The sequence below is a fragment of the Hyphomicrobium sp. genome, assembly GCF_003987855.1.
In the GTDB taxonomy this organism is placed as follows: Bacteria; Pseudomonadota; Alphaproteobacteria; order Rhizobiales; family Hyphomicrobiaceae; genus Hyphomicrobium_B.
The window spans coordinates 94418-119698 of the sequence record NZ_RXIZ01000004.1 but is presented as its reverse complement, the minus strand read 5'-3'; the positions used below and the strand labels follow the sequence as shown (position 1 = coordinate 119698).

The 25281-nt window shown below is 59.3% G+C and carries 21 protein-coding genes and 1 tRNA gene; 11 read left to right on the top strand and 11 right to left on the bottom strand.

Annotation, left to right across the window (positions count from 1 at the left end):
* Nucleotides 1-162: 162 nt before the first annotated feature.
* Nucleotides 163-624, bottom strand: a complete 462-nt coding sequence (locus EKK30_RS02765) for a GtrA family protein (protein ID WP_290979923.1) — start codon at nt 622-624, stop codon at nt 163-165.
* A gap of 3 nt (nt 625-627) precedes the next feature.
* Nucleotides 628-2148 (bottom strand): NAD(P)/FAD-dependent oxidoreductase, encoded by a 1521-nt coding sequence (locus EKK30_RS02760; RefSeq protein WP_290979920.1) that lies wholly within the window; start codon nt 2146-2148, stop codon nt 628-630.
* A 266-nt stretch (nt 2149-2414) separates the two neighbouring features.
* Here EKK30_RS02760 and EKK30_RS02755 point away from each other — a divergent pair, with 266 nt between their 5' ends.
* Nucleotides 2415-4220, top strand: a complete 1806-nt coding sequence (locus EKK30_RS02755; RefSeq protein ID WP_290979917.1) for a hypothetical protein — start codon at nt 2415-2417, stop codon at nt 4218-4220.
* Here the strand turns inward: EKK30_RS02755 and EKK30_RS02750 are convergent.
* Nucleotides 4180-5175, bottom strand: a complete 996-nt coding sequence (locus EKK30_RS02750; RefSeq protein ID WP_290979914.1) for an NAD(P)H-dependent glycerol-3-phosphate dehydrogenase — start codon at nt 5173-5175, stop codon at nt 4180-4182. The two genes, EKK30_RS02755 and EKK30_RS02750, sit on opposite strands and share 41 nt — an antisense overlap.
* A 57-nt stretch (nt 5176-5232) precedes the next feature.
* The gene (gene tsaD / locus EKK30_RS02745) at nt 5233-6336 is read right to left on the bottom strand and encodes a tRNA (adenosine(37)-N6)-threonylcarbamoyltransferase complex transferase subunit TsaD (RefSeq protein WP_290979911.1); all 1104 of its coding nucleotides are present in this window, start codon (nt 6334-6336) and stop codon (nt 5233-5235) included.
* Nucleotides 6337-6452: 116 nt separating this feature from the next.
* Here tsaD and hemC point away from each other — a divergent pair, with 116 nt between their 5' ends.
* The 6 genes from hemC to EKK30_RS02715 all read left to right on the top strand — a co-directional run bounded on the left by hemC (nt 6453) and on the right by EKK30_RS02715 (nt 12299).
* Nucleotides 6453-7385, top strand: coding sequence for a hydroxymethylbilane synthase (gene hemC, locus EKK30_RS02740; RefSeq protein ID WP_290979908.1), 933 nt, complete (start codon nt 6453-6455; stop codon nt 7383-7385).
* On the top strand, nt 7385-8122 hold the full coding sequence (locus tag EKK30_RS02735; protein ID WP_290979906.1) for a uroporphyrinogen-III synthase: 738 nt from the start codon (nt 7385-7387) through the stop codon (nt 8120-8122). The genes hemC and EKK30_RS02735 overlap by 1 nt, the downstream gene beginning before the upstream one ends.
* A 129-nt stretch (nt 8123-8251) precedes the next feature.
* Nucleotides 8252-9943 (top strand): hypothetical protein, encoded by a 1692-nt coding sequence (locus EKK30_RS02730; RefSeq protein WP_290979903.1) that lies wholly within the window; start codon nt 8252-8254, stop codon nt 9941-9943.
* Nucleotides 9944-9966: 23 nt separating this feature from the next.
* Entirely contained in the window at nt 9967-11727 is a 1761-nt protein-coding gene (locus EKK30_RS02725; protein ID WP_290979900.1) for a heme biosynthesis HemY N-terminal domain-containing protein, read from the top strand.
* A gap of 137 nt (nt 11728-11864) precedes the next feature.
* A tRNA-Thr gene (locus tag EKK30_RS02720) sits at nt 11865-11940 on the top strand.
* Between the two features lie 179 nt (nt 11941-12119).
* Entirely contained in the window at nt 12120-12299 is a 180-nt protein-coding gene (locus tag EKK30_RS02715) for a hypothetical protein (protein WP_290979897.1), read from the top strand.
* 1106 nt (nt 12300-13405) lie between these two features.
* On the opposite strand, the gene EKK30_RS02710 is transcribed toward EKK30_RS02715, so the two are convergent.
* Nucleotides 13406-13753, bottom strand: coding sequence for a hypothetical protein (locus EKK30_RS02710; RefSeq protein ID WP_290979894.1), 348 nt, complete (start codon nt 13751-13753; stop codon nt 13406-13408).
* A 387-nt stretch (nt 13754-14140) separates the two neighbouring features.
* Nucleotides 14141-14326, bottom strand: a complete 186-nt coding sequence (locus tag EKK30_RS02705) for a hypothetical protein (RefSeq protein ID WP_290979891.1) — start codon at nt 14324-14326, stop codon at nt 14141-14143.
* A gap of 427 nt (nt 14327-14753) precedes the next feature.
* On the opposite strand from EKK30_RS02705, the gene EKK30_RS02700 reads away from it, so the two are divergent.
* On the top strand, nt 14754-15194 hold the full coding sequence (locus EKK30_RS02700) for a hypothetical protein (protein WP_290979888.1): 441 nt from the start codon (nt 14754-14756) through the stop codon (nt 15192-15194).
* A 119-nt stretch (nt 15195-15313) separates the two neighbouring features.
* Nucleotides 15314-15661 carry a hypothetical protein gene (locus EKK30_RS02695; RefSeq protein WP_290979885.1) on the top strand — a complete coding sequence of 116 codons (348 nt, stop codon included), beginning with the start codon at nt 15314-15316 and terminating at the stop codon, nt 15659-15661.
* 70 nt (nt 15662-15731) lie between these two features.
* Here the strand turns inward: EKK30_RS02695 and EKK30_RS02690 are convergent, their stop codons facing one another.
* Nucleotides 15732-16004, bottom strand: coding sequence for a hypothetical protein (locus EKK30_RS02690; RefSeq protein ID WP_290979883.1), 273 nt, complete (start codon nt 16002-16004; stop codon nt 15732-15734).
* A gap of 187 nt (nt 16005-16191) precedes the next feature.
* Here EKK30_RS02690 and EKK30_RS02685 point away from each other — a divergent pair, with 187 nt between their 5' ends.
* Entirely contained in the window at nt 16192-16911 is a 720-nt protein-coding gene (locus EKK30_RS02685; RefSeq protein ID WP_290979880.1) for a YARHG domain-containing protein, read from the top strand.
* 5 nt (nt 16912-16916) lie between these two features.
* On the opposite strand, the gene EKK30_RS02680 is transcribed toward EKK30_RS02685, so the two are convergent.
* From EKK30_RS02680 to EKK30_RS02670, 3 genes are all read right to left on the bottom strand, one after another.
* Nucleotides 16917-17219 (bottom strand): hypothetical protein, encoded by a 303-nt coding sequence (locus tag EKK30_RS02680; RefSeq protein ID WP_290979877.1) that lies wholly within the window; start codon nt 17217-17219, stop codon nt 16917-16919.
* Between the two features lie 75 nt (nt 17220-17294).
* Nucleotides 17295-18509, bottom strand: a complete 1215-nt coding sequence (locus EKK30_RS02675; RefSeq protein WP_290979874.1) for an efflux RND transporter periplasmic adaptor subunit — start codon at nt 18507-18509, stop codon at nt 17295-17297.
* Nucleotides 18499-21690, bottom strand: coding sequence for an efflux RND transporter permease subunit (locus tag EKK30_RS02670; RefSeq protein ID WP_290979871.1), 3192 nt, complete (start codon nt 21688-21690; stop codon nt 18499-18501). The genes EKK30_RS02675 and EKK30_RS02670 overlap by 11 nt, the downstream gene beginning before the upstream one ends.
* A 263-nt stretch (nt 21691-21953) precedes the next feature.
* On the opposite strand from EKK30_RS02670, the gene EKK30_RS02665 reads away from it, so the two are divergent.
* Entirely contained in the window at nt 21954-22877 is a 924-nt protein-coding gene (locus tag EKK30_RS02665) for a LysR family transcriptional regulator (protein WP_290979868.1), read from the top strand.
* Nucleotides 22878-22880: 3 nt separating this feature from the next.
* On the opposite strand, the gene EKK30_RS02660 is transcribed toward EKK30_RS02665, so the two are convergent.
* Complete coding sequence (locus EKK30_RS02660; RefSeq protein WP_290979865.1) at nt 22881-25190, bottom strand: ABC transporter substrate-binding protein; 2310 nt, start codon at nt 25188-25190, stop codon at nt 22881-22883.
* Nucleotides 25191-25281: the final 91 nt, after the last annotated feature.

Sequence of the window (25281 nt, the reverse complement as noted above, 5' to 3'; positions counted from 1 at the left end):
CGCCATCGATCTCAAGCACGCAAAAAACAGAACCTCCGCGCTATGCAAAGCACGGAGGTCCAGACGCGAGACAACTGGGAAATCTTTTGAAGCCGGCTCAAAGAGCCGTCTTGAATTGATACTTAGGGTCGAGTTCCTGCTATTAGGTAAACGACAGTCAGATTAATTGTTCGTCGGTGCTGGAGCGAACACGATCCACCGGCGCATCAAGAAGACGACCAGGAAGCTAACGGCCACCGCTGCCGACTTAGCGGCGAGCGGAGACAACGCGAAGTCTGTTGTCAGGACCGAGATGACGGCCGTGGTTAGGATCAATCCGAGCAATCCAGAACAAATGAATTCCAATACGCGGCGTGGAGAAGATTTCCGCGAATGTTCGACGTCGAAGACGAACGTGGAAGAGAGCACATAACTACCGATCATGCCGAACGCATATCCGACCGCGCCAGCTATGGGCGCATCGGCGTGGGCGGCACAGAGTGCAGTGAAGACTCCCATGTCCAACGCCAAGGCGATGACGCTGACCGTAAAATAGCGCGTCAGCTGCGGAATGAAGCGCGACGGAGCCTGCAGGCTTCGTTCATGCGTAGTTTCGGCATCGAGCTTCACCGCCGCCATTGCCATGAACTAGCTCGCCTTGCGAAGCTTCGCCGGGACCATGCGAACGCTTTTGAGCGCTTCTTCTGCGCCGGAGCCGCCGGCCTCGTGATATTCCGCGTCTTCGTTGACGTTCCAGATGTCGTAGATCATCTCTCCGGCGAGGATGTTCTTGACGGTCAGCATCGACGTCATCATGGCATGGTCTTGGTTGTTGTACTTGTGCATGCCGTTGCGTCCGACCAAATGGAGGGTCGGATATTTTTCGGCAAGCTCCGCCCGGATCATTTCGACGTTGCGCTTATAGCCGTCGTCGTAAACCGGATACGCCTTCTTCTGGCGGACAACGCAGCCGTCGACGCATTCTTCTTCTGAAGCAAGCCCGATCGTTGCGAGTTCTTTGCGGGCCAGGGCGAGCAGTTCTTCGTCGCTGGCAGTCCAGAGGCCGTCGCCCTCGAAGCAGAAATATTCGAGCCCGAGGCACGCGAAGCTGGTGTCCGGCACCATCTCTGGCGACCAGGAACGGAAATTCTGGATACGGCCGACCTTGACGCTCGGTTCGTGGATGTAAATCCAATTGTCGGGGAAGAGGTCTGGCTTGTTGACGACCAGAGCTACGGTGATGAAGTCGCGATAGCGGAGGTTGTCGGCGGCGCTCAGGCTAGCGGGCTGATGGACGAAGGCGTTCATCAGTTCGCGAATAGGCGCTGAGGAGATCACATGGCGCGCGGTGTGCGTGGATAGGTCGCCCGAGGGCGTGCTTGCTTTGATCGTCCAAAGGTTCTGCTTCGCATCATAGCTGAGACTCGACAAAGCGGTTCCCATCAGGATTTTTCCGCCCTGCGCGCGGGTTTTCGCCGCGGCGGCGTCCCACATCATACCTGGACCCTTGCGCGGGTACTCGAAGCTCTCAATCAGTGTCTTGATCACTTCGCCATCGTTGGCGGCGGTGCCATCCTTGAAGCCTTTGGGCTTCACGGAATTGCGCAGCGCGTTCGCCATCGCCGACCAAAGATCGAGGCCTTTAATGCGTTGCGCGGCCCAGTCGGCCGAAATCTCGTCGCAACTCATGCCCCAGACTTTTTCCGTGTAGGTCTTGAAGAAAATCGAGAACAGGCGTTCGCCGAATTGGTTGGCGACCCAATCGTGAAACGTTTCCGGCTTTTCGTTCGGAAATGCCTGCTTGTACATGAAGGAAAGTACGCACATGGCGCTTTCAACAACACCGAGGTTGCCGAGCGCTTCGAACGCCTTCAAGGGATAGGAGTAGTACTTGCCGTCATAGTAGATGCGGCTCATGCGCGGACGGGTGATGAAATCCTGCGGTAAAATCTCTTTCCAGAGATCCACAACCTCTTTCGACTTCGAGAAAAAGCGATGGCCGCCGATGTCGAAGAGGAAATCCTTGTAATTGACCGTCCGGCTGATGCCGCCGACGTAGTTCGCATCAGCTTCGATCACGGTGGTCGACACACCCTCTTTGGTCAGAAGGTATGATGCGGTGAGGCCGGCGGGGCCTGCGCCGATGACGAACACTTCGCTGTGCGACATGGGGTACGCCTACACTTACAAACGCTTACGAACGCTTAAAGGCATCCTCGCTTTCGAAGGCGAGATGCGCTCATCCGCAGCCTATGTTGGGTGGGTAAACAAAGGCTGACATTTGCGACGAATTGGAAGAAATAGCTGGCCCGTTCCCCGCTGGTCCGGCTGATCACGCTTTACGCTCTTCTAACGCCGTTGCGCTAATGCTCTGATTTTTTCGGGGTTGGCAGATGATTTCGGCGGCGGTTCGAACTTCAAGCTCGAAGAGCGTCGTGTCGCTTATCCACGACGCGCCCGGATGGGTGTGGTGCGGGCTGGCGCTGGCGTACATCGGCGTAAAGAGTTCTTTTACCTCTGGCGGCGGGATCTACGGCAATATCGGCGATTCCGACGATCTGACGCGCCTTATCCAAGTGCGCGAGCTTATCGCATACGGGCACTGGTTCGATACGACGACGCTCAAGATGGGCGGTGACGGCGGCATGCTCTCGCATTGGTCGCGGCTGATCGATCTACCGCTCGTTCTGTTGATCAAGCTTTTCAGCATCTTTATGCCGGTCGAAGATGCCGAGCGGGTGACACACATAGTCTGGCCGTTACTCGTGCTCAGTTGCTTGCTTGCCGCCATCTACCGCTGCGTTCAAGCCGTCGCCGGCAAGCTCGCCGCGTGCATCGCATTGGCGCTGGTGGTTCTTGCGCCGTGCGACTGGTACCAGTTTTCGGTCGGGCGCATTGACCATCATAACGTGATGATCGCAGCGACTGTTTCAGCCGCGCTGCTCATGTGGTCTGGCCCTCAACGCACAACGCAATGGGTATTGGCAGGGGCTTTGACCGGTCTTGCTTTCGCGGTCGGATACGAAGCCTTGGCTCCCGCGGTGGCTCTCGGCGTCTTGGCGGCGGTATGGTCCCTCGTCGATAAGTCGATGAGCAAACCGGCCGCGGCATTCGCTTTAGCGCTCGCTGCCGTTTTCGATCTTTCTTTTTTGGCGACGATCTCGCCCGCGCGATGGATGGACATTCATTGCGATGCGATCTCGCTCAACATGGTCGTGTTGATCACGGCCGGTGCAGCGGCATTGGCCGTCACTGCGGGACCGGGCCAGAACTGGCCGATGGCGGCGCGCATCGCGATCATCGCTCTTTTCTCGGCAGCGGGAGTGGTTGCGTTCGGTGCCTTGGAGCCTAAGTGCCTGGCTGGCCCCATGGGTCAGCTTCCTCCGGCATTAAAACCGATATGGCTGGACAAGGTCGCGGAGGCTCAGAGCATTTTCAGCCGCCTGTTCGATGGGCAGCTGAAAGACCCATTGGCGCTCCTTGCAACCTTTCTAATCGCGCTTGCAACTCAATGGGCAGAAGTGCGGAAGGCGAGACGTCCGGCCGATGTGTTTCTTCTTGCGGCGCTCGCCGTCTTTGTCGTCCTAGCTTGCTGGCAGATGAAATACATCTCCTACGCAGGATGTCTCGCGGTGGTGCCGGTCGCCATTGCAATAAGCCGTCTCGGAGCGACCGGGAATATCAGCGCGACTACGGTACGAGCCACAGCTGTTGTTCTCGTCAGCCAATCGTTCCTGGTGCTCATTTCCGGGCAGATCGATCGCGCTTTCGGAAAACCGCAAGTGCTCAGCGAGACGCAAATCATGGATGCGGGTGCATGCTCGGCGCCTGAACACATCCGCGATCTTGCCGATCTGCCACCAGGACTTTTCGCGTCGCATATCGATATGGGCGCGTATATCGCCGGTCTCACGCATCACCGCGTTCTCTCTGCGCCGTATCATCGCATTCCGAATGCGATCATCGCGAATGATGCGATCTTCTCCGCGCCGGGTCCCGCAGCCGCGGCTGGGGTGTTGAAAGCTCAGCACGTAGATTATGTGGTGATCTGCCCAGGCCTCGATGAGACGCCTCTGTCTTCAACCGTCGGCACGTTTCGAACGGACCTGGTGAACGGACACGCGCCCGCCTATCTTGTTCCGGTCCAGCTTGGAAATGCGCATTCGATCTATCGGGTTTGGAAGGTCGACCGAAGTGCGCTCAATCTTCAGCTTTCAAAGGCCGCTGCATCAGGGCCGTGATCGCTTCGTCGACAAGAAGCCGTCCCTCGATGATGCCGTTGACGGCTTCCGCGATCGGCATATCAACGCCGCGTTCATGAGCGAGTTTTACGAGCGCTTTGGAGGTGAAAACGCCCTCCGTCACAGCGGAACGTGCGCCCAAGATCTCAGCGAGGCTTCGTCCTTCGCCGAGGGCGCGCCCAAGCGACATGTTGCGCGATTGGGGGCTGCCGCACGTGAGGATCAAATCTCCAAGTCCTGATAGTCCGAGCAGCGTTTCAGGTCTTGCTCCCATAGCTTCACCAAAGCGGCGAAGCTCGGCGAAGCCACGGGTTACGATGGCTGCATGGGCACTCGCGCCAAGGCCTCGACCTTCAACGATACCCGCGGCGATGGCGAGCACGTTCTTGACGGCGCCGCCCAGTTCGGTACCGAGCACATCGCTTGTCCAATAGAGCCGCATCTGACGCGACGATAGCGCGGCGGCGAGGGCGCGGCCCACCGTTTCATTCCGGCAGGCCAGCGTTAGTGCGGACGGAAGGCCTCGCGCCACGTCGGCCGCGAAGCTTGGGCCGGACAATACAACACGTAGCAGGTGGGGAGCGACGTCTTCCAGAACGTCGCCCATGAACCGGTTCGTCGACTGTTCGATGCCCTTTGCGCAAATAATGACGGGGGTGTTGGCCGCGACGACCCTCCCCAGCTTCGTCATCGTCTCGCGCAAATGCTGAGCCGGTACCACGGCGAGGATGGCATCGGCATTGGCGACCGCTGGCAACTCCGAGGTTGCGCGGACCTCTGGATTGAGGTCGATGCCAGGCAGGAACGTTCGATTGACGTGGCGTGCGTTGATATCTTCGACGACCTCAGGCTCGCGCGCCCAGAGTGTCACGGGAGTGCCCCCATGGGATAATGTCTGAGCAAGTGCGGTTCCCCACGCGCCGCCACCGACAACACTGACCGAACGAATTTGCAACGTCGCCCCCGATGACAACTGACCATCAACCTAGCACGTCGATGCGACTACCGTGCGCTAGGCTTTGACTCCTGCTCCGATGGCTTTGGGCGCATCGCTATCCAGCGGCCACCGTGGTCTTGCTGGCGCATCTAGCATGTCTGATTTCCCTTGAGAAAGTCGCTCCGCCCCGGCCCACGCGATCATTACGCCATTATCCCCGCAGAGTTCTAGCGGCGGAGCATGGAAGGAAAAGTCGTATTCGTTGGCAACTTCTACAAGGGTTTGGCGCAACGCCTTATTCGCGGCGACCCCTCCTGCAACGACGAACGGGCGATGTGCCTTGTCTGGGAAATTTGTGATGACGGCGCGCATGGCATGGCGGACGCGATCGCTGACGCTGTCGCAGACGGCGGCCTGGAAAGACGCGCAGAGATCAGCAATTGTTTTTTCCGAGAGCGGCGCTTCATGCATGGCCGCATGCCTGACTGCCGTTTTCAATCCCGCGAATGAAAAGTGCGGGTCCTCCCTGCCCTTCATTGGACGCGGAAGGGGAAAGCGCGTGCCGTTGCCGGCCAAAGCCCATTTTTCGACGGCGGGGCCGCCTGGCATTGGCAATCCAAGGAGCTTCGCAGTTTTGTCGAAGGCCTCGCCCAGGGCATCGTCGATCGTGGTTGCAAGGCGCCGATAGCGGCCGACCGCTTCGACGAGCAGCAGTTGGGTGTGACCGCCAGACACAAGGAGCATGAGATACGGCGGGCGCAACTGGTCGGTCAGCCCCACGGTCAGCGCATGAGCCTCGAGATGGTTTACGGCTAGGAACGGTTTTCTTGCGGCAAGCGCGAGGGCCTTCGCGGTGGTTGCCCCGACAATGAGGCCGCCAATCAGGCCGGGGCCGGTTGCGGCAGCGACACCTGACAAATCGTCGAGCCCGACGTCCGCCCCTTCGAGCGCCGCTTTAACCAGACGGTCGAGGCTTTCCGTGTGGGCGCGCGCCGCTATTTCTGGGACGACGCCGCCATAGAGCGCGTGCTTGTCGAATTGGGAAAGGACCACATTAGACAGAATTCGGCCGCGCCCGGTGTCGTCCCGCGCGACCACGGCTGCCGCCGTCTCGTCGCAGCTTGTCTCAATGCCAAGAACGAGCGCGGAATGGGGCGCGGAATCCGAAGTCTCTGCCATCTGTTCAGGAACTTGTCGGTGCGAGGTTGGAATCCTCGCATCTTTGGAGCATTACTGTCGCCCGAAGTATCGGTATCCGGGCCCGAGCGCCCCGCCTAGCATCCGGAGAAACCTTTTTGCAAGCGACCCGCATTCGCATCGGGACCCGAGGTTCGCCTTTAGCCCTTGCCCAGGCACATGAAGTCAAGGATCGGCTCAGGGCCGCCCACGGCTTGAGCGACGATGCCGTCACCATTCACGTTATCAAGACGACGGGTGACCGCGTGCTTGATCGGCCGCTCTCTGAAATCGGCGGCAAGGGGCTTTTCACAAAGGAAATCGAAGAAGCCCTCCTCGCCAACGAGGTCGATTTGGCCGTGCATTCGATGAAGGACGTGCAGACCGTTCTTCCCGACGGTCTCGTCATCGGTGCCCTGCTGCCGCGGGAGGACGCCCGCGACGCGTTCATATCGCTCCGGCATAAAGACTTTTCCTCGTTGCCGAAAAACGCGATCGTCGGGACCTCGTCGTTGCGCCGGAAAGCCCAAGCGCTACACGCGCGTCCCGACCTCACCGTGATTGAATTTCGCGGCAATGTTCAGACGCGTTTGCGGAAGCTCGAGGAGGGGGTTGCGGAAGCGACATTTCTCGCCGTTGCAGGCCTCAATCGCTTGGGTCTCAGTGACCGCATCACGTCGCCGGTCGCGATGGAGCACATGTTGCCCGCTGTTGCCCAAGGTGTGATTGGGCTTGAAATTCGCGAAGATGATCAGACGAGCGTTGCCGCTATCGCGCCTTTGAACGACGCGCGCACCGCGTGGGCGGTTGCAGCGGAACGGGCGTTCCTCGCTCGCCTCGAAGGCTCTTGTCGAACTCCGATCGCCGGGCACGGCGTTGTCGAAGATGGGAAGCTGCATTTCCGAGGCGAACTGCTCTCGCCGGACGGGTTGAGATGCTATGAAGCCGCTCGCTCCGGGAGCGTGGATGACGCTTACGAAATTGGTCTTTCGGCCGCCGATGAGATCCTGAGCCAAGCGGACGCCGCGATCCTCGTCCGTCCAAATCTCTGATGCACGTCCTGCTCACGCGCCCTCTCCAGGACGCCGAGCCGCTCAAGACGCGCTTGGAGGAACTTGGTTGTCAGGTGATGCTCGCGCCGTTGATGGAGATCGCACTCCTCGAAATCGGAGCGCAGGCACTGGCGGGGGCAACCGGCGTTATCGCGACGAGCCGGAATGCGTTGGCGGCTCTCGCAGCATCGCCGGCCATGGATACCGCGACCCATCTCACTCTTTTTGCAGTCGGGCCCGGCACGGCGGCCGTGGCACGGTCGATGGGCTTTGGGAAGGTCATCGAGGGCGGAGGGACCGGCGAAGATCTCGTCCCAATCCTTATGTCGGCGGGAAGTACCGAGCGAAGCCTCGTGCATCTGACCGGCGATCTTCTGGCGTATGACTTGGAAGCGGCGCTGTCAGGGACAGGCGTTAACATCGTTGCAGTGCCCGCCTATCGCGCAATAGCGTGTCAGACACTACCGGCTGAGGTCATCAAAGCGCTTCAAAGCCGTGGCATCGATATCGTCACACTGATGTCGCCACGCACCGCTCGAATTTGGGCTCGATTGGTCGCCGGGTTGTCGCCAACGTTGCAATCGACCGGACTAACCTATGTCTGTATGTCGGAGCGCGTCCGCGAGGCCTTGGGAGAGGCGGCAAAAGACAGTAAAGTCTTGGTTCCGGCACGTCCAAATATCGAGGAAATGCTTGCGGTCGTAAAACGTCTCGCGGGAAGTCCAAAAGCGGAGTAACAAAGCGCTGACGGCCGGTTCCCCCCACTGGCCGGGCGCTCTCAAGAAGATAGATTTCTGTCCAAAAATCCCGATCTTGAACCGGGCTTTGGGGGCACACGCGAGTTCGTTAAGGAGGCTTAGGCGCCGATGGCAGACGAGAAAAAGGGTTCAGTTTCTGGTTCAGGGGCTGGCAAAAAGCCCTACGCCACCATCGACCTGAAAGCGACCGAGATCAGTGCGGCTCCCTCGAAAGGTAATGCGGCGTCTTCAGGTGGCGCGAGCGCGGACGTTCCCCGGCCGGCAGCAGCGCGGACGTATGCTGACGATAGCGAGCAAGCCAACGCTGGATCTGGATCCGGCGCGCAGCCTGGTCCGACCAAAGCGAGCAAGACTGGTTCAGGCGCGACGGCCCAAGGCTACGCGGCAGATACGGAGGCGCCGGCGGTGTCAGTCTCGAAACGCGGTGGCTTTCTCAGTCATTTGGCGGCAGGCGTCGTAGGTGGTGCACTGGCATTTGGCGCCATCGTTTGGGCCCTGCCCGAACTGGAGATGCAGAACGGCGCCGAGGAGAAGATCTCGAATCTCGCTCAACGGGTCACTGCCGTCGAGAAGAACGAGAAAGCGGCTCCGCCGCCTACGGACATCAGCGGATTGCAATCGCGTATCGCCGACCTAGAGAATGCGACCCAAAAAATCCCGAGTCTCATCGAGGGTCAGGCTCGCCTAGTCGCCGAAACAAAAGCGGCGCTGGCCTCAGCCGCATCCGATGCTGGCACGCCTCAGTTGATCGAGAGGCTCGGCAAGATGGAGGATCGCCTGAAAGCTATGGCGGATGCCGGCGTGAACGATCCCAATGCCACGCGCATTGAGCAGATCGCGGCGCTGACCGGCAAGGTTTCCGATCTTGAAACGAGTCTTGCAACGCAGCTCACCGAACTGCGCTCGAGCGTCACCAAGGATGTCGAAGCGCGAATACAATCAGCGGCTGAGGCAAGCGAGGCCGCCCGCTCCGGTACGCAACGCATCGACAAGGATGTGGCGGGCTTAAAGACCGACGGGGCCCGGGTCCAGGAACAGATCGCTTCCATCAAGTCGGCGACGGATCGCGTCGCGGCCGACCTGAAGATTGAGCAGGATCAGATCGCGAGCCTCAAGACCGAACTTGATGGACTGCGAACTGCTGCGGCGAAGCCGGGCGACATAACTGCCGCCGTGCAGCCGCTATCGGACAAAACGTCGGCGCTGGAAAAAAGTGTTCAACAGGTGGTCGCCGGAGATGCGGCGCGGGCTCAAAGCGCGCAGCGTGTCGTGTTGGCGCTCGAATTGCAGAACTTGCGTCGGGCGCTCGACAGCGGGCAGAACTTCTCAAGCCAGCTGGCCGACGTGAAGAAGGTTGCGGGTTCGCAGTTCGATTTGTCGGCGCTCGAAAAGCTGCAAGAGAGCGGTGTGCCGTCAATGGCCGAGCTCACCAAAGATTTTCGTGCTGTCGCCGATAAGATCATTGATGCCGATACCGAGCCGGCGGACGCCAGTGTCGTCGACCGGCTGTGGGCGGGAGCCAAATCGGTCGTACGCGTGCGGCGCATCGACCTGAAGGCGGATGACAAGAGCGCGGAAGCTGTCGTCGGTCGCATGCAGACGGCACTCGCCGACGGCCGACTGACAGACGTGCTGGAAGAAGCAAAAGATCTCTCGCCGAAAGGCCAGGACGTTGCCCGGCCGTTCCTTGACAAAGTCTCCGCACGGGTGAGCGTCGATGCTGCGCTCGCAAATCTCGACACCCAGCTCAAGTCGTCTATTGCCGGAGTGTCTCCGCAATCGACAAAGCCGTCGCCATAAATTCCGGTCAAAGGGTCAGCGTCATGGTGCGCCTCGTCGTCTATCTTCTAACGATCGCCCTCATCGCGTCCGGCTTGGCGTGGCTTGCGGACCGGCCGGGAACGCTGCAGATCGTCTGGCAAGGCTACGACATCGAAACATCCGTGTTTCGTGCCGTCGTCATGCTTGCGGTTGCCGCAGCGCTGGTCGTCTTCGTCTGGTCGCTCCTCCGTGCGCTTTGGAATGGCCCAGCCACCATCGGTCACCGCCTGATGCGTCAGCGTCAGCGCAAGGGCTTCGACGCGCTATCGAGCGGTCTCATCGCGATCGGCTCGGGCGACAGCACGCTCGCTTCGCGGTACGCGCTGCAAGCACGCAAGGCTCTTCCCCACGAGCCGCTGACCCACCTGTTAAGAGCGCAATCGGCGGAGCTATCCGGCGATCGCGCTGCGGCGCGGCGCATCTACGAAGCCATGCTGGCTTCCCCGGATACCGAGCAGCTCGGACTTCGTGGCCTCTTCCTTGAGGCACAGCGCGAGGGGGCGAGCGAGGCTGCCCGTCAGTTCGCGGCGCGCGCGCTTAAATCCAATCCGAAGCTCGGATGGTCTTCGAATGCGCTGTTTGATGAGCAGTGCAAACAAAAGGACTGGAGCGGGGCGCTGGCGACGCTCGATTATGCACGCAAGAGCGGTCACATGGCCAAGGCCGCCAGCGATCGGAAACGGGCCGTCCTGCTGACTGCCAAAGCAATAGAATCCGAAGAGGACGCGCCCGATAAGGCTCTCGCTTGGGCGCAGGAAGCGCATGGGCTGGCGCCTGATCTTGTTCCGGCAGCGGTGGTCGCCGGGCGGATTCTGGCGTCGCGCGGCGCCACATCGAAAGCGGCTAAAGTGCTGCAGAAGACGTGGACGAAGTCGCCGCATCCCGACCTTGCCGCTGTTTACGCTCACGCGCGGGTTGGCGACAGCACGCGAGATCGGCTGGACCGCGTGCGTCAGTTGGCGGCGCTCAATCCTCATTCCATCGAAAGCCCGATCGCGGTTGCCACCACGGCGATCGAAGCTCGAATGTTCGATGAGGCACGGCGCGCCCTTGAGCCTCTTCTGACCGACCGCCTTACGCAGCGCGTGGCTCTGCTGATGGCCCGCGTAGAGGCTGGCGAGAACGGAGAAACCGGACGCGTTCGCGAGTGGCTGGCGCGCGCGATGAGCGCCGCGCGCGATCCTGTGTGGATGGCCGACGGCGTCATTTCGGATCATTGGGAGGCGACGTCGCCTGTCGATGGACGTCTCGACGCCTTCCAGTGGCGGGTGCCGGTTGAAACGCGGGAAGGCGGCGAGATCCTCGCGGCTAACATTAACGAACTGATTGCGATCGCGCCGAGCCATTCGCCTGCACCGACCGCCACCGTGACTCCCGAAGCAGATGCGACCACGCATGCGGGGTCTTACGATGAGCCGGCCGCAGTACCTTCGGCGCAAGCGGAGCTTGAACCCGAGCCTGAGGTGATCACCGCAGAGCCTGTCACGGTTCCTGTCACACCAGGTGGTTCAAAGGGCGCGAAGGATTCGGCACCCATAAACGGTGCGGTGGCTGCGCACCCGGTCGCAGTCAGCAGCGTCGCCCCCAAATCCGCCGAGACGACCCGGCCCGAGCCGTCGCGCGCGAGAAACCGAACCTCTCCTTCGAGCGGAGAGAAGAATGTATTTATTACGCCGCGGGCCCCCGACGATCCCGGAACGGATCCCGTCGAGCCCGAACTTGAACAACCTGTCGCACGGAGAACCTATCGCGCCGTCAATTAGCGCAAGCTGGAAGCGCCCCGAGCGCCTTTCAGCCCACGGCGGACCCTCAGGCATTTTGAAAATGCAGGCGCTTGCAATTCGGCCCCGCCCAGAGTATCCCTCGCGCCTTCCTGGAGGTTTACCCTCCACCGGACAATGCCGCTTTAGCTCAGCCGGTAGAGCACGTCATTCGTAATGACGGGGTCGAGTGTTCGAGTCACTCAAGCGGCACCATCCAATAAAATCAGATAATTATATGCAGCGGCCCGTGGTTCGGGCATGGCGCAATTGCGCTTCAAAATTCGGTTCCTGGCACCCTGGTATATTAGCCGTTCGAACCCCCTCACGTTCGACGCTTCTTGAAATCGCGCAAAACACTGATGCTTGCCGCTCGAACAAACGGGAGCATGGCCATGTCGCGGATTACGCCTGAAGGCGCGAAGGCGCTCGCGGACCAGTGGAAGGCGCAACGCGAAGACCGAGACGGCATGCCATCGGCTGCCTATTTTCACGACGCGTCTCCACACGACATCGTTCGAATGTGGAAGACTGGGAAGAACGCGAACGGCAAGAAGCTGACGGATCGCGAGTGATGAGGCTTGGACAGTCGTCGCTCACGACGACTAAGCGGACAGCAACCTCCGGTGAGCGGCAAAGAAAAGACCGGCAGGTGTGAAGCTACCGGTCCCGGCTTTTGCAGGACAGAATGCGGAAGTGCATCCTGTTGGGCGTCGCTCGATGCCGGGGTTTGAGATCGGAGCCGAGCGACGTTCTTGAGCAAATCCCTACTTGAGAGGCCCGACAAGATTAGGTGCGCCGCACATTAGAAAACGCTGACCGGTGTAACTCGAACGCATCAAGTTATGTATCAGCGAACTGATCCGAACAGCATTTTGATGCGTACGATTGGAAAACAACCGATCAGAGCCGAAACTATGAGAAAAATTTCAGCAGCCGTGATTGCCGTTCTTGCTTTGGTAGCTGGTGCAGGCACGGCATATGCGCACCATCCAAACGGTGTCAGCAATACAGGCGGCTATAATAACCCGCCTCCACCTGTTTTATTCGCAAGTGAACGTGACCGTGCGCGGGTCCACCATCGACCGCGCTGTTACTGGCACTACGGCTACCGACGCTGCAAAGATAGACAATGAAAAGAAAGAGGAGCGGTGTTTCCACCACTCCCCTTGGGCTACCGCCCTTTGACAGAATGCAAATCATTCCGTTCGTCACCGCCTTGAAGCGGCCAAGCACAGCGCTACGAGATACATATTCTGCTGTAAGCGACAGGGCCATTCAGCGCCTCAAATGTGACAAGTACAAGTTAGATCGGGGAAGATGAATGTTTCCCCCCAATCTTGTTGTTTCGCCACATCTGATGTTAAGCGGCCAACTTGATCACTGTTCCAGACTTTGTTGGCCGCACCGTCACCTGCCCCGCCCCCGACAACGCGCGAAGGACATTGGCGACATTGCCGTACTGCATCCCAACGCTTTTTTTTCGTCGGTGAATGATGGAACGGGAAATACCGAGCCCACACGCTAGGTCTCTGGCTGCGCTGAAGACCGGGAGTCGATCTCGATATTCGACCGGCGTCCAACCTCATCGCGGGGTCGGAGCTAGCGGCTGAGGCGCGGTGTCACTAAGGCAATCGCGCAATAAACAATCGTGGCGATTGCAGCTTTAGGCGACGGTCGCTTACCAGCCGTCGTAGTAGTCGCGGTATGGTCTGCCGACATAAATCCGCGGTCCATAAACGGCAGGTCCGGGGTAATAGCGCGGACCGGGATAGTAGACGACCGGGGGAGCGTAGGCGATCGGCGGCGCGACGTAGTAATAGGGCGCGTAGGCAGCGTACGGATAATAGGGGTAATAGCCATCGGGCCACCAGTAGCGGCGGCGATGATTGACGTTTTTTACCGCGCTCTCCACTTTGGGAAGTGGCTCTTTGAAGCCCGCGGCAGACGCCACAGACGCGGAACTTGAATACCCGAACCCGGCCAGCGCGGCGGCCAAAAAGTAGTTAGCGAAGAATACCTTACGCATGAGACACTCCAGACATCGTCCGGCCCCGTCCAGCGCAGCCCGACGATCTGTCAATTGAGTTTGGCTGTCAAAGGATTTGCGTGGGGCAGGCGCCTTTGAAGTCGCGCCGTGAGCCAAGTCTGGGCGAAAATCTGATCTCTATCAGCGGGAAGGCCCTGCCATGTGACTGGCAGGGCCTACAGGATCATGCCGCCCTCGCGCCGAACGGTTTCGGTCCCGCTAATCCGACCTGACCGGCAGCGACACTCTTCCCGCTGAGACCGGAACGGATAGCTAATGCTAGTGTCATGAACAATTCACAAAGCATGTCAGACGACGTAACAAATCACGCGTTTCAGCGCGCTCGCGGACGACGTTCATCCGCGACGGCCTTCGATACCGCGCCGATCAATATTCGTCGTCTTCTTCGACGCGATAGCTGTAAGGATGGTCGCCGCAATATTCGGCGGCCGTCTTGTGCGCGTCTTCCCATGTCTCGTATGAGCTGCCGATCGTTTCGGTGCCGCCGCCGAAGCAGCCCTCGTGATTGAGCCCGCAGACCTCGCACCACACCACGACTTTGTATTTTCGCATGCTGGCTTCTCCCTGAAGAAAAAGCCCTCCGCGTTGCTCCCGACTTTTCGTTCTTTGTACGATACGGGGAAGAGGCGGCGTAACGCGCCGTCGTGTTGAGTTTTGTGCAGATCCCCGCGCTACTCGAAACGTCAGATTCGGAATGAGGCTACCATTTGGCGGGGAGGCAAAACGTGACCGCGCCGTAACACCTTCAGGAAAAATTCAGTGGTGCACACGAGAGGCGCCAATACTCCAGTATTTGCGGGGCAAAATGCGCGGCGCATAAGGTCACAATTGCTTTCCGCGAACCTAGTCTGCCACATTCTCTCTGATACGTTTGGCGGTCATTTTTGCTGGGGAGCGGCACGACGTGAACCTTCGCCTGATTTCAATTTTGGTCCTCGGTCTGTCTGTTTGTGCTGGCGAGGCAAATGCCGAATGCACAATGAACGAGATCGAGAAGTCCAACGCGCGCATCGGAATGTGCCGGCAGCTGCCCGGCATCGCATCGGGATTTGGCTGCACCTCACTTTTGATGCAGTCGCAGGTTGCCGACCAATTCCAGCAAATCGAGTTGGCGCGCCGGTGCGGGTTCAATGCCGAAGCGGATAAACTCGAGAAGTTTTACAAGCAGACCACGCCGTTGGTCGCGAGTCTGTATGAGTGTGTCGACACGTCCGTCGACAGGGCGGACGTCGAAAAGAAAGCGAAAGAGGAAGTCGTGAAGGCGCTGGCCGCCATTCCCGCCGGGTGCTCCGCGGATCTCAAGGCTAAGATGGAAGCGCGGCTGCCGAAACTTCTCGCTATCGACGAGAAATCGCTCGCGCAGATGAAAGCGATCGCCGACCAAATCAATTTGAAGCCCGCGGGCGGGCCCGTTAACTAGCGGGCGAAGGGGCCGGTAAAGATTTGTTCACCGTACCTTCGGCCCGTTCCAAGAAATTAGGACTTGTCTCGTAAAGTCGCTCCGGCCGTTGAGGTCAGGAGTGCTTTGGGAGACGTCCCGTGTCTGTTTTCAAGTTCCTCGTTGCTTGTATTGCTGGTGCGTTGAGCCTGGCGGTCCTCTCTTCCGCTGCCGATGCAACATTCCGCCGCCGCTGCGGTTTCGATCCGTACGGCTACAGTCCTCCGAGTTTTTGGGGTTGTCCCAAGTATGTCCGGCGCGCCTATCGCGACGGCTGGGGCTTCTATCCGGCATACGGATTTTATCCGGCCGGCAGCTACTATGCGCTGCCGCGTTATCGGATGTACCCGGTTCCAGTTCCGGCGTATCCGGCCTACCCCGTCGCCTACTGCTACTACGATAACGGCTGGGATATGCGTCCGCGCCAGATTTGCGTGCCCGCGGGCTGATAGCGGCGTCTGACTTTAAGACATGCCCGGTAGAAAGAGGGGCCGGCTCAGCCGGCGCCCTCCAGAATTCTTAGCGCAACCACTCTATCGGGCGGGGACCGCGGCAGAAGTCGCGGCGATGCAGATAATAGCAATACCTACCGTCGAAATAGTCGTCGCGCGCGAAGGGATCGCCGGCGTAGGTGTAAAATCCGAAGCGATAGCCATGGGGTGGACCTGCCCGGTGGTACCCCAGCCGGAATTGTTTCTCGTACCGGTGATGATGCCAGGAGTGGGCCTGCGCTGCTGGGATGAGCGCGGCAAGTCCGAACATCAGGCCAGCGGCGCGTAAAAGCTTCGACATGTGTTGCCTCGAGTTGGTTGCTTTCTTGATCAGTCGCCCGCGATGGCCGTGAGTGCAACGGGGAACTCGCGCTTTGGCAAATGCAGTTGCGTCAAGCTCGTTCCGTTTTAATCAAAACCTACGCTATTGGTTGGCGGTAGCTTGGCTTCGTGCCGGGATCAGCCGGTCGGAGTATGAGGAAAACGCCATGCACCAAATGCGGGTGAAGACGAACAGCATCGTGACGTTGCTCGCCGGAGTGCTCGGCGTTTTCGCAAGCGCGCCCGAAACTCGGGCAGCCGACCTTTGCGGGGCACTCTGGCAAGCGCGCAATGCGATCTTCGCAAACAAAGGTTACTGCTTCGAAACCAGTGAAGCGGTTGCTTTGTTCGGAAAAGGTTGCTTCCCGCCCTACGGCAAACTCAGCGCGGCGGAAGAAGCTGACGTTCAGCGGATCAGAGATGTCGAAGCGCATCAAGGCTGTTCACCGAATCCGGTGCGCACCGGCGGGGGAGATAGTACCTCAGCTTCAGACGGTGTTCGCGTCTTGCCCAAGTATGTCGTTCAAGTTTCCCTGTCGTCCGCCGCGGCGAACAAGTTGACATCCTCCGGTGAGACGGTCCGGGTCTCCGCATCTTACTACGGGACTGCCGCTTCTGGAGTGGGAGCAGGAGATGACGGGGAGATCGGGTTAGCGAACGAGACGCTGGACCTCGCCAACGGTACCAACTCGGTCAACCTTGGTGGTATTTCGATTCCCGAGAGCGAGCTTCGGAAGACGAAGGAGGGGCGGCCCATGCTTCTCATCAACGTCTATACGAGCCGCAAAGTGTTTCAAGAAAACCTGCTCGACTGCGGCATCTATCAAGGAGATGCCGCTTTAGCCGGGCAGGTAGATATTAGCTGTAAGCTGATCGGAGAGCGGTAGCTCGATTACTGGACGCCCGGCGTCGGGTTGTGCGGTGGAGACGTCGCTTCGGGTCCACTGCCTTTTTCACCCGTACCAGCGCCCGCGTTTGCCGGGATCTCCGGCGGCGGCTGTTTATCGATCGGGATTGATGGCGACGTGGGCGAGACTTGAGAATTTTTCTCGCTGCCAGGGCCAACTTTACCGGGCTCGATGCCGTGCGCATCGCTTGGCTCGTGTCCGGTAGGCAAAGGATCAGCGAATGCAGGAATAGCGAGGGCGAGGGAAAGCGCTGCAATCGCGGCTGTAATAGGGGCCACTGTCCTCATGGGAGTATCATCCTTCCGCTGTTCGGCAGAGGAACGCGCGGAGCGAGGGGGCTGTTCCCCGACGAATATGCGCGGTTAGCCCTTGTTTGGCTTTGGCGGACCAACCGACGTCGACGGTGCGTTGGCCGGGTTCGGCTTTTCCTTCACATTGACCTTGTCGCCGTTCGAAATGCCATCCGGCGGACTTTCGATGATGCGGTCTTCCGGAGATAGCCCCGACGCGATTTCGACTGTCGCGCCGCGGTCGCGCCCGATAGTGATCGGCTTAAGTGCTATTTTGGAATCCGTTCCGACCGTGGCAACACGCAGGCCCGCCTTGTCGAAAATGATGGCGCTTGAAGGAATAACCAGGACGTCGTGTTTGTTGCCGACGGTGAGATGCACGCTGGCATAGGCGCCCGGCATCAGCTCGCCGGCTGCATTGTCGACGATCAGCTGCATGCGGGTCGTACCAGAGGCGACGTCGACTGCACCCGACGAGGCCTCCACCTTCGCTTCGTATTTCTTGCCCGGCCGCTCGGGCACGGTGAGTATGCCGACTGTGCCCTTCGGGATCATGGGGACGTAGGTTTGCGGTACATTCACGTAAAGGCGGAGCTTGTGCACGTCGGCGACGACAAACATCTCGGCGCCGGTCGAACTTCCCGTATTGATCAGGTTGCCGACATCGGTGTTGCGGACCGTGACGATACCATCGAATGGCGCGACGATGCGTTTATATTCGCTCAGCGCCTTGAGGCGATCGACGTTTGCTTGGCCCGACTTCACGAGCGCGTTCTTGGCGTCGAGGTCGGCTTTCTTTTCGTCGGCCGCCTGATGCGTGACGTAGCTGCTCGGCAGCAGCGCCTGATATCGCTGGTTCGTGACGTCGGCGAGGGCGGCGTTCGCCTTCGCATTGTTCAAATCTGACTCGGCCTGAGACAGCTGTTGATCGAGATCCGGGGCGTCGATCGTTGCCAGGACGTCGCCAGCTTTCACGCGTGAGCCTATGTCGGCATTGCGAGACGTAACATAGCCGTTCACGCGTGCGAACAACGCTGCCTGGTAAAAGGCATCGAGCCGTCCAGGGAGATCGAGCACGCCAACACTCTGCTCGACGGCAGGTGGGGCTACCGCGACCGTCGGCACGGCGCGTTCAGCAGCCTTGTCCTTCAACTGGGCGACGCTCTGTTCGCGGCTCTCAATTCCCAGGAAGGCGACGCCAGCTGCCGCAGCGATGAAAATTGCAGTCGCCAGCGGCATCCTCCAGCGCGAGCGCCGCGGCGGCTTGAGGGGAGAATCAGGCTGCATGGAATTCTCCACCGGGGATGGCGCCTCGCGGCGACGATGAGTTCGCAGCCCTGCGCTTATGCATCAAGCTGAAGATGACGGGTACCAGGAAAAGCGTTGCGGCGGTTGCGAAGAGAAGGCCGCCTATCACGGCGCGGCCAAGCGGCGCGTTCTGTTCGCCGCCCTCGCCGAGCCCAAGGGCCATCGGTGCCATACCGATGACCATGGCAAGTGCGGTCATCAGAACGGGGCGAATTCGTACAAAACCCGATTCGAGCGCGGCCAGAATCGGGTCGCCGTGATCGTCTAGTCGCTCGCGTGCGAAGCTCACCACAAGGACGGCGTTCGCCGTGGCAACGCCCATGCACATGATGGCGCCGGTCAGGGCAGGAACCGACAGTGTCGTGCCGGTTAGGAAGAGCATCCAAATGATGCCGATGAGCGCCGAGGGCAGCGCCATGATGATCACGAGCGGGTCGCCCCAGGATTGGAAATTGACGACGATGAGCAGGTATATAAGCACGATCGCGCCGAGCAGGCCGTACAACATTCCGGCATAGGCGCTATTCATCGTCTTTACTTGGCCCAAGAGCACCGCAGTGGCGCCTTTGGGAAGATCATGCTTGGTGGCGTCCACGATCTTTTGGATGTCGGCCGCCACCGCGCCGATGTCGCGGCCTTCCGTCGTCGTCAAAATCTGTACCATCGACTGGATGTCGTATTGAGATACGACGGCGTTCATGGTGCCGCGGTCAAAATTAGCTACTGCGCCCAAGATCTGAGGCGTCGCCGCGCCACTCGCGGTGATCGGCAGGTTTTGCAGCGACGTCAGCGAGTCGAGACCGTACTGCGGTGTTTGTATAACGATCGGGTAGGTCACGCCGTTTTTCGGGTTGAGCCAGTACGTCGGGTTGACCTGACTGGTGCCGGCGAGGCTCGTCGCAAGGCTTTGCGTAACGTCCTTCTCGGTCACGCCGACATACTGAGCGCGAGAGCGGTCGACGTTGACCTTAAAGCTTGGGCTGCTGCGCGATTGCTGGATTCGTGCATCGGCGACGCCCGGGATAAGCTTGATCTGCCGTAAAATCTTTTGCGCGTAGTCGAAGGCGCCGTCGAGATTTGGGCCGCGAATCTGCAGGTCGATTGGCGTCGGAGCGCCGAAGTTCAGAATTTGACTGACGATATCCGCGGGTAGAAACGCGAAGGTCGCGCCTGGAAAACGCTTCGGCAGTTCATCGCGAAGTTCGCGGACATATTCGGCCGTGGGCCGATGCCCGTGATTGAGGGCGATCTGAATATCACCGTCCTGCGGTCCGATCGTGCCGGTATTGTTATAGGCGGTGTTGATGCCGCTGATCGGCAAGCCGATGTTGTCGACCATCGCTTCCAGATCCTGCGGCGCGATGACGTCGCGGATCGCTTCCTGGATGCGCGCGAATTCGTGAGCGCTTTCCTCGACCCGCGTTCCTATCGCCAAACGGACGTGCATCAAGATCTGGCCGGAGTCGACGGCAGGAAAGAAGTTGCGACCGAGATACGGCGCGAGGCAAGCGGACGCGGCGATAAACGCGAACGACACGATCAGCACGGTCGGCCGATGGTGAAGGGCGCCTTCGAGCAGACTACGATAGGCGACGCGAAACTTCTCAAAGCCAAGTTCGAACCCACGCTGAAACATCACGAACGGATTGCGCGTCGGCCTTTGATGGGCCTCATGATCGTGCGGCTTCAGCAGGAACTTTGCCATCGTCGGAACGAGGGTTCGGGACAGGATGAAGGATGATACCATCGCGAACATCACGGCTTCAGCCATCGGCACGAATAGGAACCGGGCGACGCCGTTCAAGAAGAACATCGGCACGAAGACGATACAGATGCAGAGCATCGAGACGAACGCCGGCGTGGCGATCTGATCGGCGCCGTCGAGAATTGCCGTTTCGACGTCCTTGCCCTGTTCCAGATGGTAGTTGATATTTTCGATCGTGACCGTCGCTTCATCCACCAAGATGCCAACGGCGAGCGCCAAGCCACCCAGGGTCATGATGTTCAGCGTCTCGCCGATCGCCGAGAGCATGGCGATGGAGGACAGCACGGCAAGCGGAATGGAGGTCGCTATGATGATCGTCGATCGCATGCTGCCGAGAAAGAGCAAGATCATGACGCTCGTCAGGGCGGCGGCGAGAACGCCTTCGTGGATAACGTTCTGAACAGCGGCGCGGACGAAGATCGACTGGTCTCCGAGAAACGAGATCGTCAGCGCGTCAGGCAGGCCGGGCTTGATCTCATCGACCTTGTCCTTGATGCCCTGAATGATATCGAGGGTCGAGACGGCGCCGTTCTTCAGCACAGAAAGAAGAACAGACCTGTTGCCATTGACGTGCACGATGTTCTGCTGCGGCGGGTTGCCGTCGCGGACGTGGGCCACATCGCGGATGTAGACCATCGCGCCGTTGACCGCCTTTATCGGCAGGTCGCCCAATGCATCCAGGTCGGACGGAGCATTGTTGAGCTGCATCGTATATTCAGTGGCGCCAATCTTTTGCGTGCCGATCGGATTGATCAGGTTCTGAGCCGCAAATGCGTTCTGCACGTCTTGAGCTGACAGGCCTTTGGCATGCAATGCAGTGGTGTCGAGGTCGATTTGGATTTGTCGCGTTTTGCCGCCGTATGGGTACGGTATGGCGGCGCCTGGCACGGTCACGAGGCGCACGCGCACCATGTTCATGCCCAGATCGGACAGGTTCTGTTCGGTCAGGCCGTCCCCGCCGAGCGCCAGCTGCAAAATCGGCACGGTGGAGGCACTGTAATTCAGGATGAGCGGCGGCGTTGCGCCGGGCGGCATCTGCTTCAGTAGGGTCTGGGCGATCGCGGTGACCTGCGCGTTTGCAACGCTGATGTCGACCGACGGTTGGAAGAAGATTTTGACGACGCCGATGCCATTAAAGGAATTGGCTTCGATGTGCTCGATGTCGTTGACGGTCGTTGTTAAAGCGCGCTCGAACGGCGTGACGATACGGCCTGCGAGTTCATCGGGGGGCAGGCCGGTGTATTGCCAGACGGTGGCGATTACGGGGATTCGGATATCGGGAAAGATATCGATCGGCGTACGAAAGGCTGCCAGTCCGCCGGTCAGCAGGATGAGCAACGCAAGCACGACGAACGTGTACGGCAGCCGCAGCGCGATGCGTACGAGTGCAGCCATGTACCGAATTCTCCACCAGACGCCGGCTCGGAATAATGCCGGCTACCGCCCCGCCGGATAACGCACGGTCCGACGAACATCCGTTTATCGCGCGAGCCATTACCCGTAGCGACCAAAGCGCACGTCAAGGTTCACGCCTCGTCGCGCCAAACTCTTCCCCCAAGTTCGCAAGAAAGATTTGCGAGACAAGGTTCAATCTGTCCAATAGTATGTTCGAATGCTATTAAGCTGTAATGTAGATTAATTCCATCCGGTGATTGAGCATGGACCTCAAACAGCTTGAGCATTTCGTGGCCGCCGCGGAGGAGCAGCACTTCACCCGCGCGGCCAAGAAAATGAATATCGTTCAGTCAGGGCTTTCAGCGTCCATTCGTGCGCTGGAGCAAGAGATGGGTGCGGCCTTGTTCGTCCGCACCACCCGACGTGTCGAGCTTACGGTCGCAGGCCGCGTGCTGTTCGAGAAGGCACAAGCAATAATCGCCGGCGTGAAAGACGCGCGTCGCGCCGTGGCGGCGATCACCGGGCTTGAGCGGGGGACGCTAAGCATCGGGACCTGTGGAAGCGTCAATGCTTTCTTCGATCTGCCGCTGCTGTTGGGTGAGTTCCACAAGCTTCATCCTTCCGTCGAGATCAAACTTTGCCATGGGACCGCGACAAAGCTCATGGAGACGGTGAAGGAAGGAAATGTCGATCTCGCCTTCTTTCCTCTTTACGAAAAAAGCAAAGAGATCGTCACGATTCCTATCGCGTCAGATCCGTTGGTCATCGCCCACCCGGTCGGACATGCGCTTGAGGGGCAGCAGTGCGTGTCTATCGAAAGCCTCGCTGAGGAAACATTCGTAGATTTCCAACCCGATAAAGGGACGAGAAGGATTGTCGACCGGGCGTTCGCTGCTGCCAATGTTCCGCGCCGGACGGTTCTCGAGGTTGGCGACGTCCAGGTGCTTCTCGATCTCGTCGCCCGAGGATTCGGGATCGCATTGGTGCCGAAGACGTTCGCGTGCGCGCGAGCGGCGGCCGCGACTTCGCCCAAGATTGGGATGGTGAAGCTGCGGAAACCGGGCATTCAATGGGATCTGGTTGCGGCCTTGAGCGGTCGCGATGGATCCGCGCAATTTCGCAATCCTGCGGTGGCGGCCTTTACAAAGCTTCTTGATTCCATCCGCACCGACCTAATAGCGGCGTGAGTCTCACGCTGTCATCGCTTGATAGACGTAGTAAGACATCAGTCCGACCATCAGCGGCACGATCGCGATGTGCAACAACGCGAGTGATTTTTTGAGCCAGCCGATCGGCTCGATGCGTCGGTTCACGCGGGCGATGGTAATCGCGATGATGATGCTTAAGACCAAATATGTGAACAGGAACAGTCGATCTGAGAGCGTCTCGATGTTCGCGTCGAGTTTTGGCAGCGCGAGATAAAGAGCGACAGCCGAGAGCAGCGCGGTCACCTGGATCGTCACGATCGCTTCGAAGTGATGGGTCGAGATGAAGATCGAGAGATAGGCGATGAACAAAATGAAGGCCAGAGGAACGACAACGCGAAGGAAGTAGTCAGTGGTCTGCCGCTTCATGAGCCAGACGAAGCTCGCCTTATAAAATGGAACGACGCTGGGTTCGAGCGTGTGAGCGTCGACCGTGCGCACGAAATCCTCGTCATAGCTGACGTATTGATCCTTCGGATCCCAGCCGTCCACGGTAACCGACTTATCGCGCAAGTTTCTCGGCGGAGGTTGCACGATAAAGGCCGCCGAGCCGTGCTTGGGCTGAATGTCGATCGAGAATCGCTGCGTATCGAATGGATAGTTCCTGAGGTTGGGCGAATAGAGGAACTTGCCCGTCACTTGATAGATCTTCATGTGATCGGGATACGCGTCGCTCTTGCCGCCATCATGGATCGGCGTGATCGTGATTTGGCGGCTATTTGAGCCAGGATCGAGGTAAGCGTTGGAGAATTCGATCTGGTCGATCGATGCACCGCTCCTGTCGTTCATGGAAATATAAAAGTCGGCGAGAAACGTCTGATCGTTGTCGTCAATACGGTCAGCGCGGATCAGGTCTATGTCGGCATAGAGCGTATCGATCCTGCGCATGGCATCGTTGCGGAGGCGAAGAAACTGCATCGGTGCGAGCTGCGGGTGGCCGATGCCTCGCGGAAGCACGACGAGCAGCGGTGCCGTAGCTGCCGCGCGTGAGGTTGGCCGGAATGACCAGTCGCCAAAGCGGCCCTTGAACATGCCCTTGCCAGCGGCATAGGTGGTGTTGAGTTCATTGACGATAAACTCTCGCAGGTCTGGGACACTCGCGGCAGCGGGTGCGGACCGGGCTGCTTCGGCGACGAGCCGGATCATGTCGGCGTAGCGCATGCCGGTCTGCAGCGCGCGCATGTTCTCGTCATCCAGCGGATTGGGCGGAACGTCGTCGTCGCGCACTTTGCAGGTGCCGTCCTTCCAGCCCGGCGCCGCATCGTTCTTTTCTCCTTGAAAGACCCAATATTCGGGATGGATCGAGGTCAGAAGAAGGTCACGAAGACGCTCGCTGTAAACATCGGGAAAGCCGTCCCAGGCGAGCTGATAGACATCGTTGGGATACATCGCTCCGCCGGACTTCGAGACCAGATTGTCAATGCGGCCGTTGACAAAGACGGGCGGTGTGAAGCCTGCCGACTTGAACTGATTGAGGACATCGTTGCGGCGATCATTGCCTATGGCGATAAAGACGATGTCGGCATTCTTTGCTTTTAGATCATCCGTCATCGCTGAAATGGCGGCGGGATCTAGCTTGTCGTCCTTCAAGACCAAGCGATGGTCGGCGATTATCGCATTCGGCGCGAGAACTCTCTTCAGAGCGTCGCCCAGATTTCCGCTCGCGACATTGTCTTGCAGGCCGACGAAAGCCACGCGTTCGAATTTCATTTCCTTGACGAATTCGGCGATGACCGGCATTCGCTCCTCGTCTTCCGACGGTCTCGTCGTGAAAACGGAGGGATAATCGGCGATGATCTTGGCGACCGAAATGTCCGAGATGAAAGGGATGTTTGCGGCTTTGAGATCCTTGCCGTTTGCATCGAAGGCGGTTTTGGCACGGTTTGAGCTTGTGAAGCCGGCCATCGCTATCGTTTGTGGATCGCCGATTGCGGTCGCGAGGTTTGCCGTTGCACGTTGTGGATCGCGCTTGTCATCGAGCAGGTTGATGAGGAGCTGCCTGCCGGCGATACCGCCCGTACGGTTGACGTAGTTTTGCGAAAGCGTCGCGATGCGTTTGATCGCGGTCACGATGCCGCTGTCATAGCAATCGTCGCTTTTGGAGGTGAAAAAGATCGGCATGATGACGGGCGGGCGCTGTGCGGCTTCCGCGTCGTCGGTAGTTTTGACGGCCGCGGGAACGCTCGGGCCGATTGTCAGCATCAATAGGGTCACGATCGCGGCCGCGATGCGGCGCAGCACCGGCCCAATTCCCGCGTTCGATAACGAGAGCCCCGCAAACTTCACTTGTCCCACCCGTCGATAAATCCCCACGCCGAGAAACGCCTCTCGGCCGTTTCTAGCGTTTGAACCTGTTGTGCCCGCAGCGACCTTTATAAGGTTGGGT

Coding starts and splice junctions, on each gene's coding strand:
- EKK30_RS02675 (WP_290979874.1), bottom strand. CDS start 18,509: ATGCAGCCTGATTCTCCCCTCAAGCCGCCGCGGCGCTCGCGCTGGAGG.
- EKK30_RS02715 (WP_290979897.1), top strand. CDS start 12,120: ATGTCGCGGATTACGCCTGAAGGCGCGAAGGCGCTCGCGGACCAGTGG.
- EKK30_RS02735 (WP_290979906.1), top strand. CDS start 7,385: ATGCACGTCCTGCTCACGCGCCCTCTCCAGGACGCCGAGCCGCTCAAG.
- tsaD (WP_290979911.1), bottom strand. CDS start 6,336: ATGGCAGAGACTTCGGATTCCGCGCCCCATTCCGCGCTCGTTCTTGGC.
- EKK30_RS02690 (WP_290979883.1), bottom strand. CDS start 16,004: ATGTCGAAGCTTTTACGCGCCGCTGGCCTGATGTTCGGACTTGCCGCG.
- EKK30_RS02710 (WP_290979894.1), bottom strand. CDS start 13,753: ATGCGTAAGGTATTCTTCGCTAACTACTTTTTGGCCGCCGCGCTGGCC.
- EKK30_RS02685 (WP_290979880.1), top strand. CDS start 16,192: ATGCACCAAATGCGGGTGAAGACGAACAGCATCGTGACGTTGCTCGCC.
- EKK30_RS02705 (WP_290979891.1), bottom strand. CDS start 14,326: ATGCGAAAATACAAAGTCGTGGTGTGGTGCGAGGTCTGCGGGCTCAAT.
- EKK30_RS02665 (WP_290979868.1), top strand. CDS start 21,954: ATGGACCTCAAACAGCTTGAGCATTTCGTGGCCGCCGCGGAGGAGCAG.
- EKK30_RS02730 (WP_290979903.1), top strand. CDS start 8,252: ATGGCAGACGAGAAAAAGGGTTCAGTTTCTGGTTCAGGGGCTGGCAAA.
- EKK30_RS02700 (WP_290979888.1), top strand. CDS start 14,754: ATGAACGAGATCGAGAAGTCCAACGCGCGCATCGGAATGTGCCGGCAG.
- EKK30_RS02725 (WP_290979900.1), top strand. CDS start 9,967: ATGGTGCGCCTCGTCGTCTATCTTCTAACGATCGCCCTCATCGCGTCC.
- EKK30_RS02760 (WP_290979920.1), bottom strand. CDS start 2,148: ATGTCGCACAGCGAAGTGTTCGTCATCGGCGCAGGCCCCGCCGGCCTC.
- EKK30_RS02670 (WP_290979871.1), bottom strand. CDS start 21,690: ATGGCTGCACTCGTACGCATCGCGCTGCGGCTGCCGTACACGTTCGTC.
- EKK30_RS02765 (WP_290979923.1), bottom strand. CDS start 624: ATGGCAATGGCGGCGGTGAAGCTCGATGCCGAAACTACGCATGAACGA.
- EKK30_RS02680 (WP_290979877.1), bottom strand. CDS start 17,219: ATGAGGACAGTGGCCCCTATTACAGCCGCGATTGCAGCGCTTTCCCTC.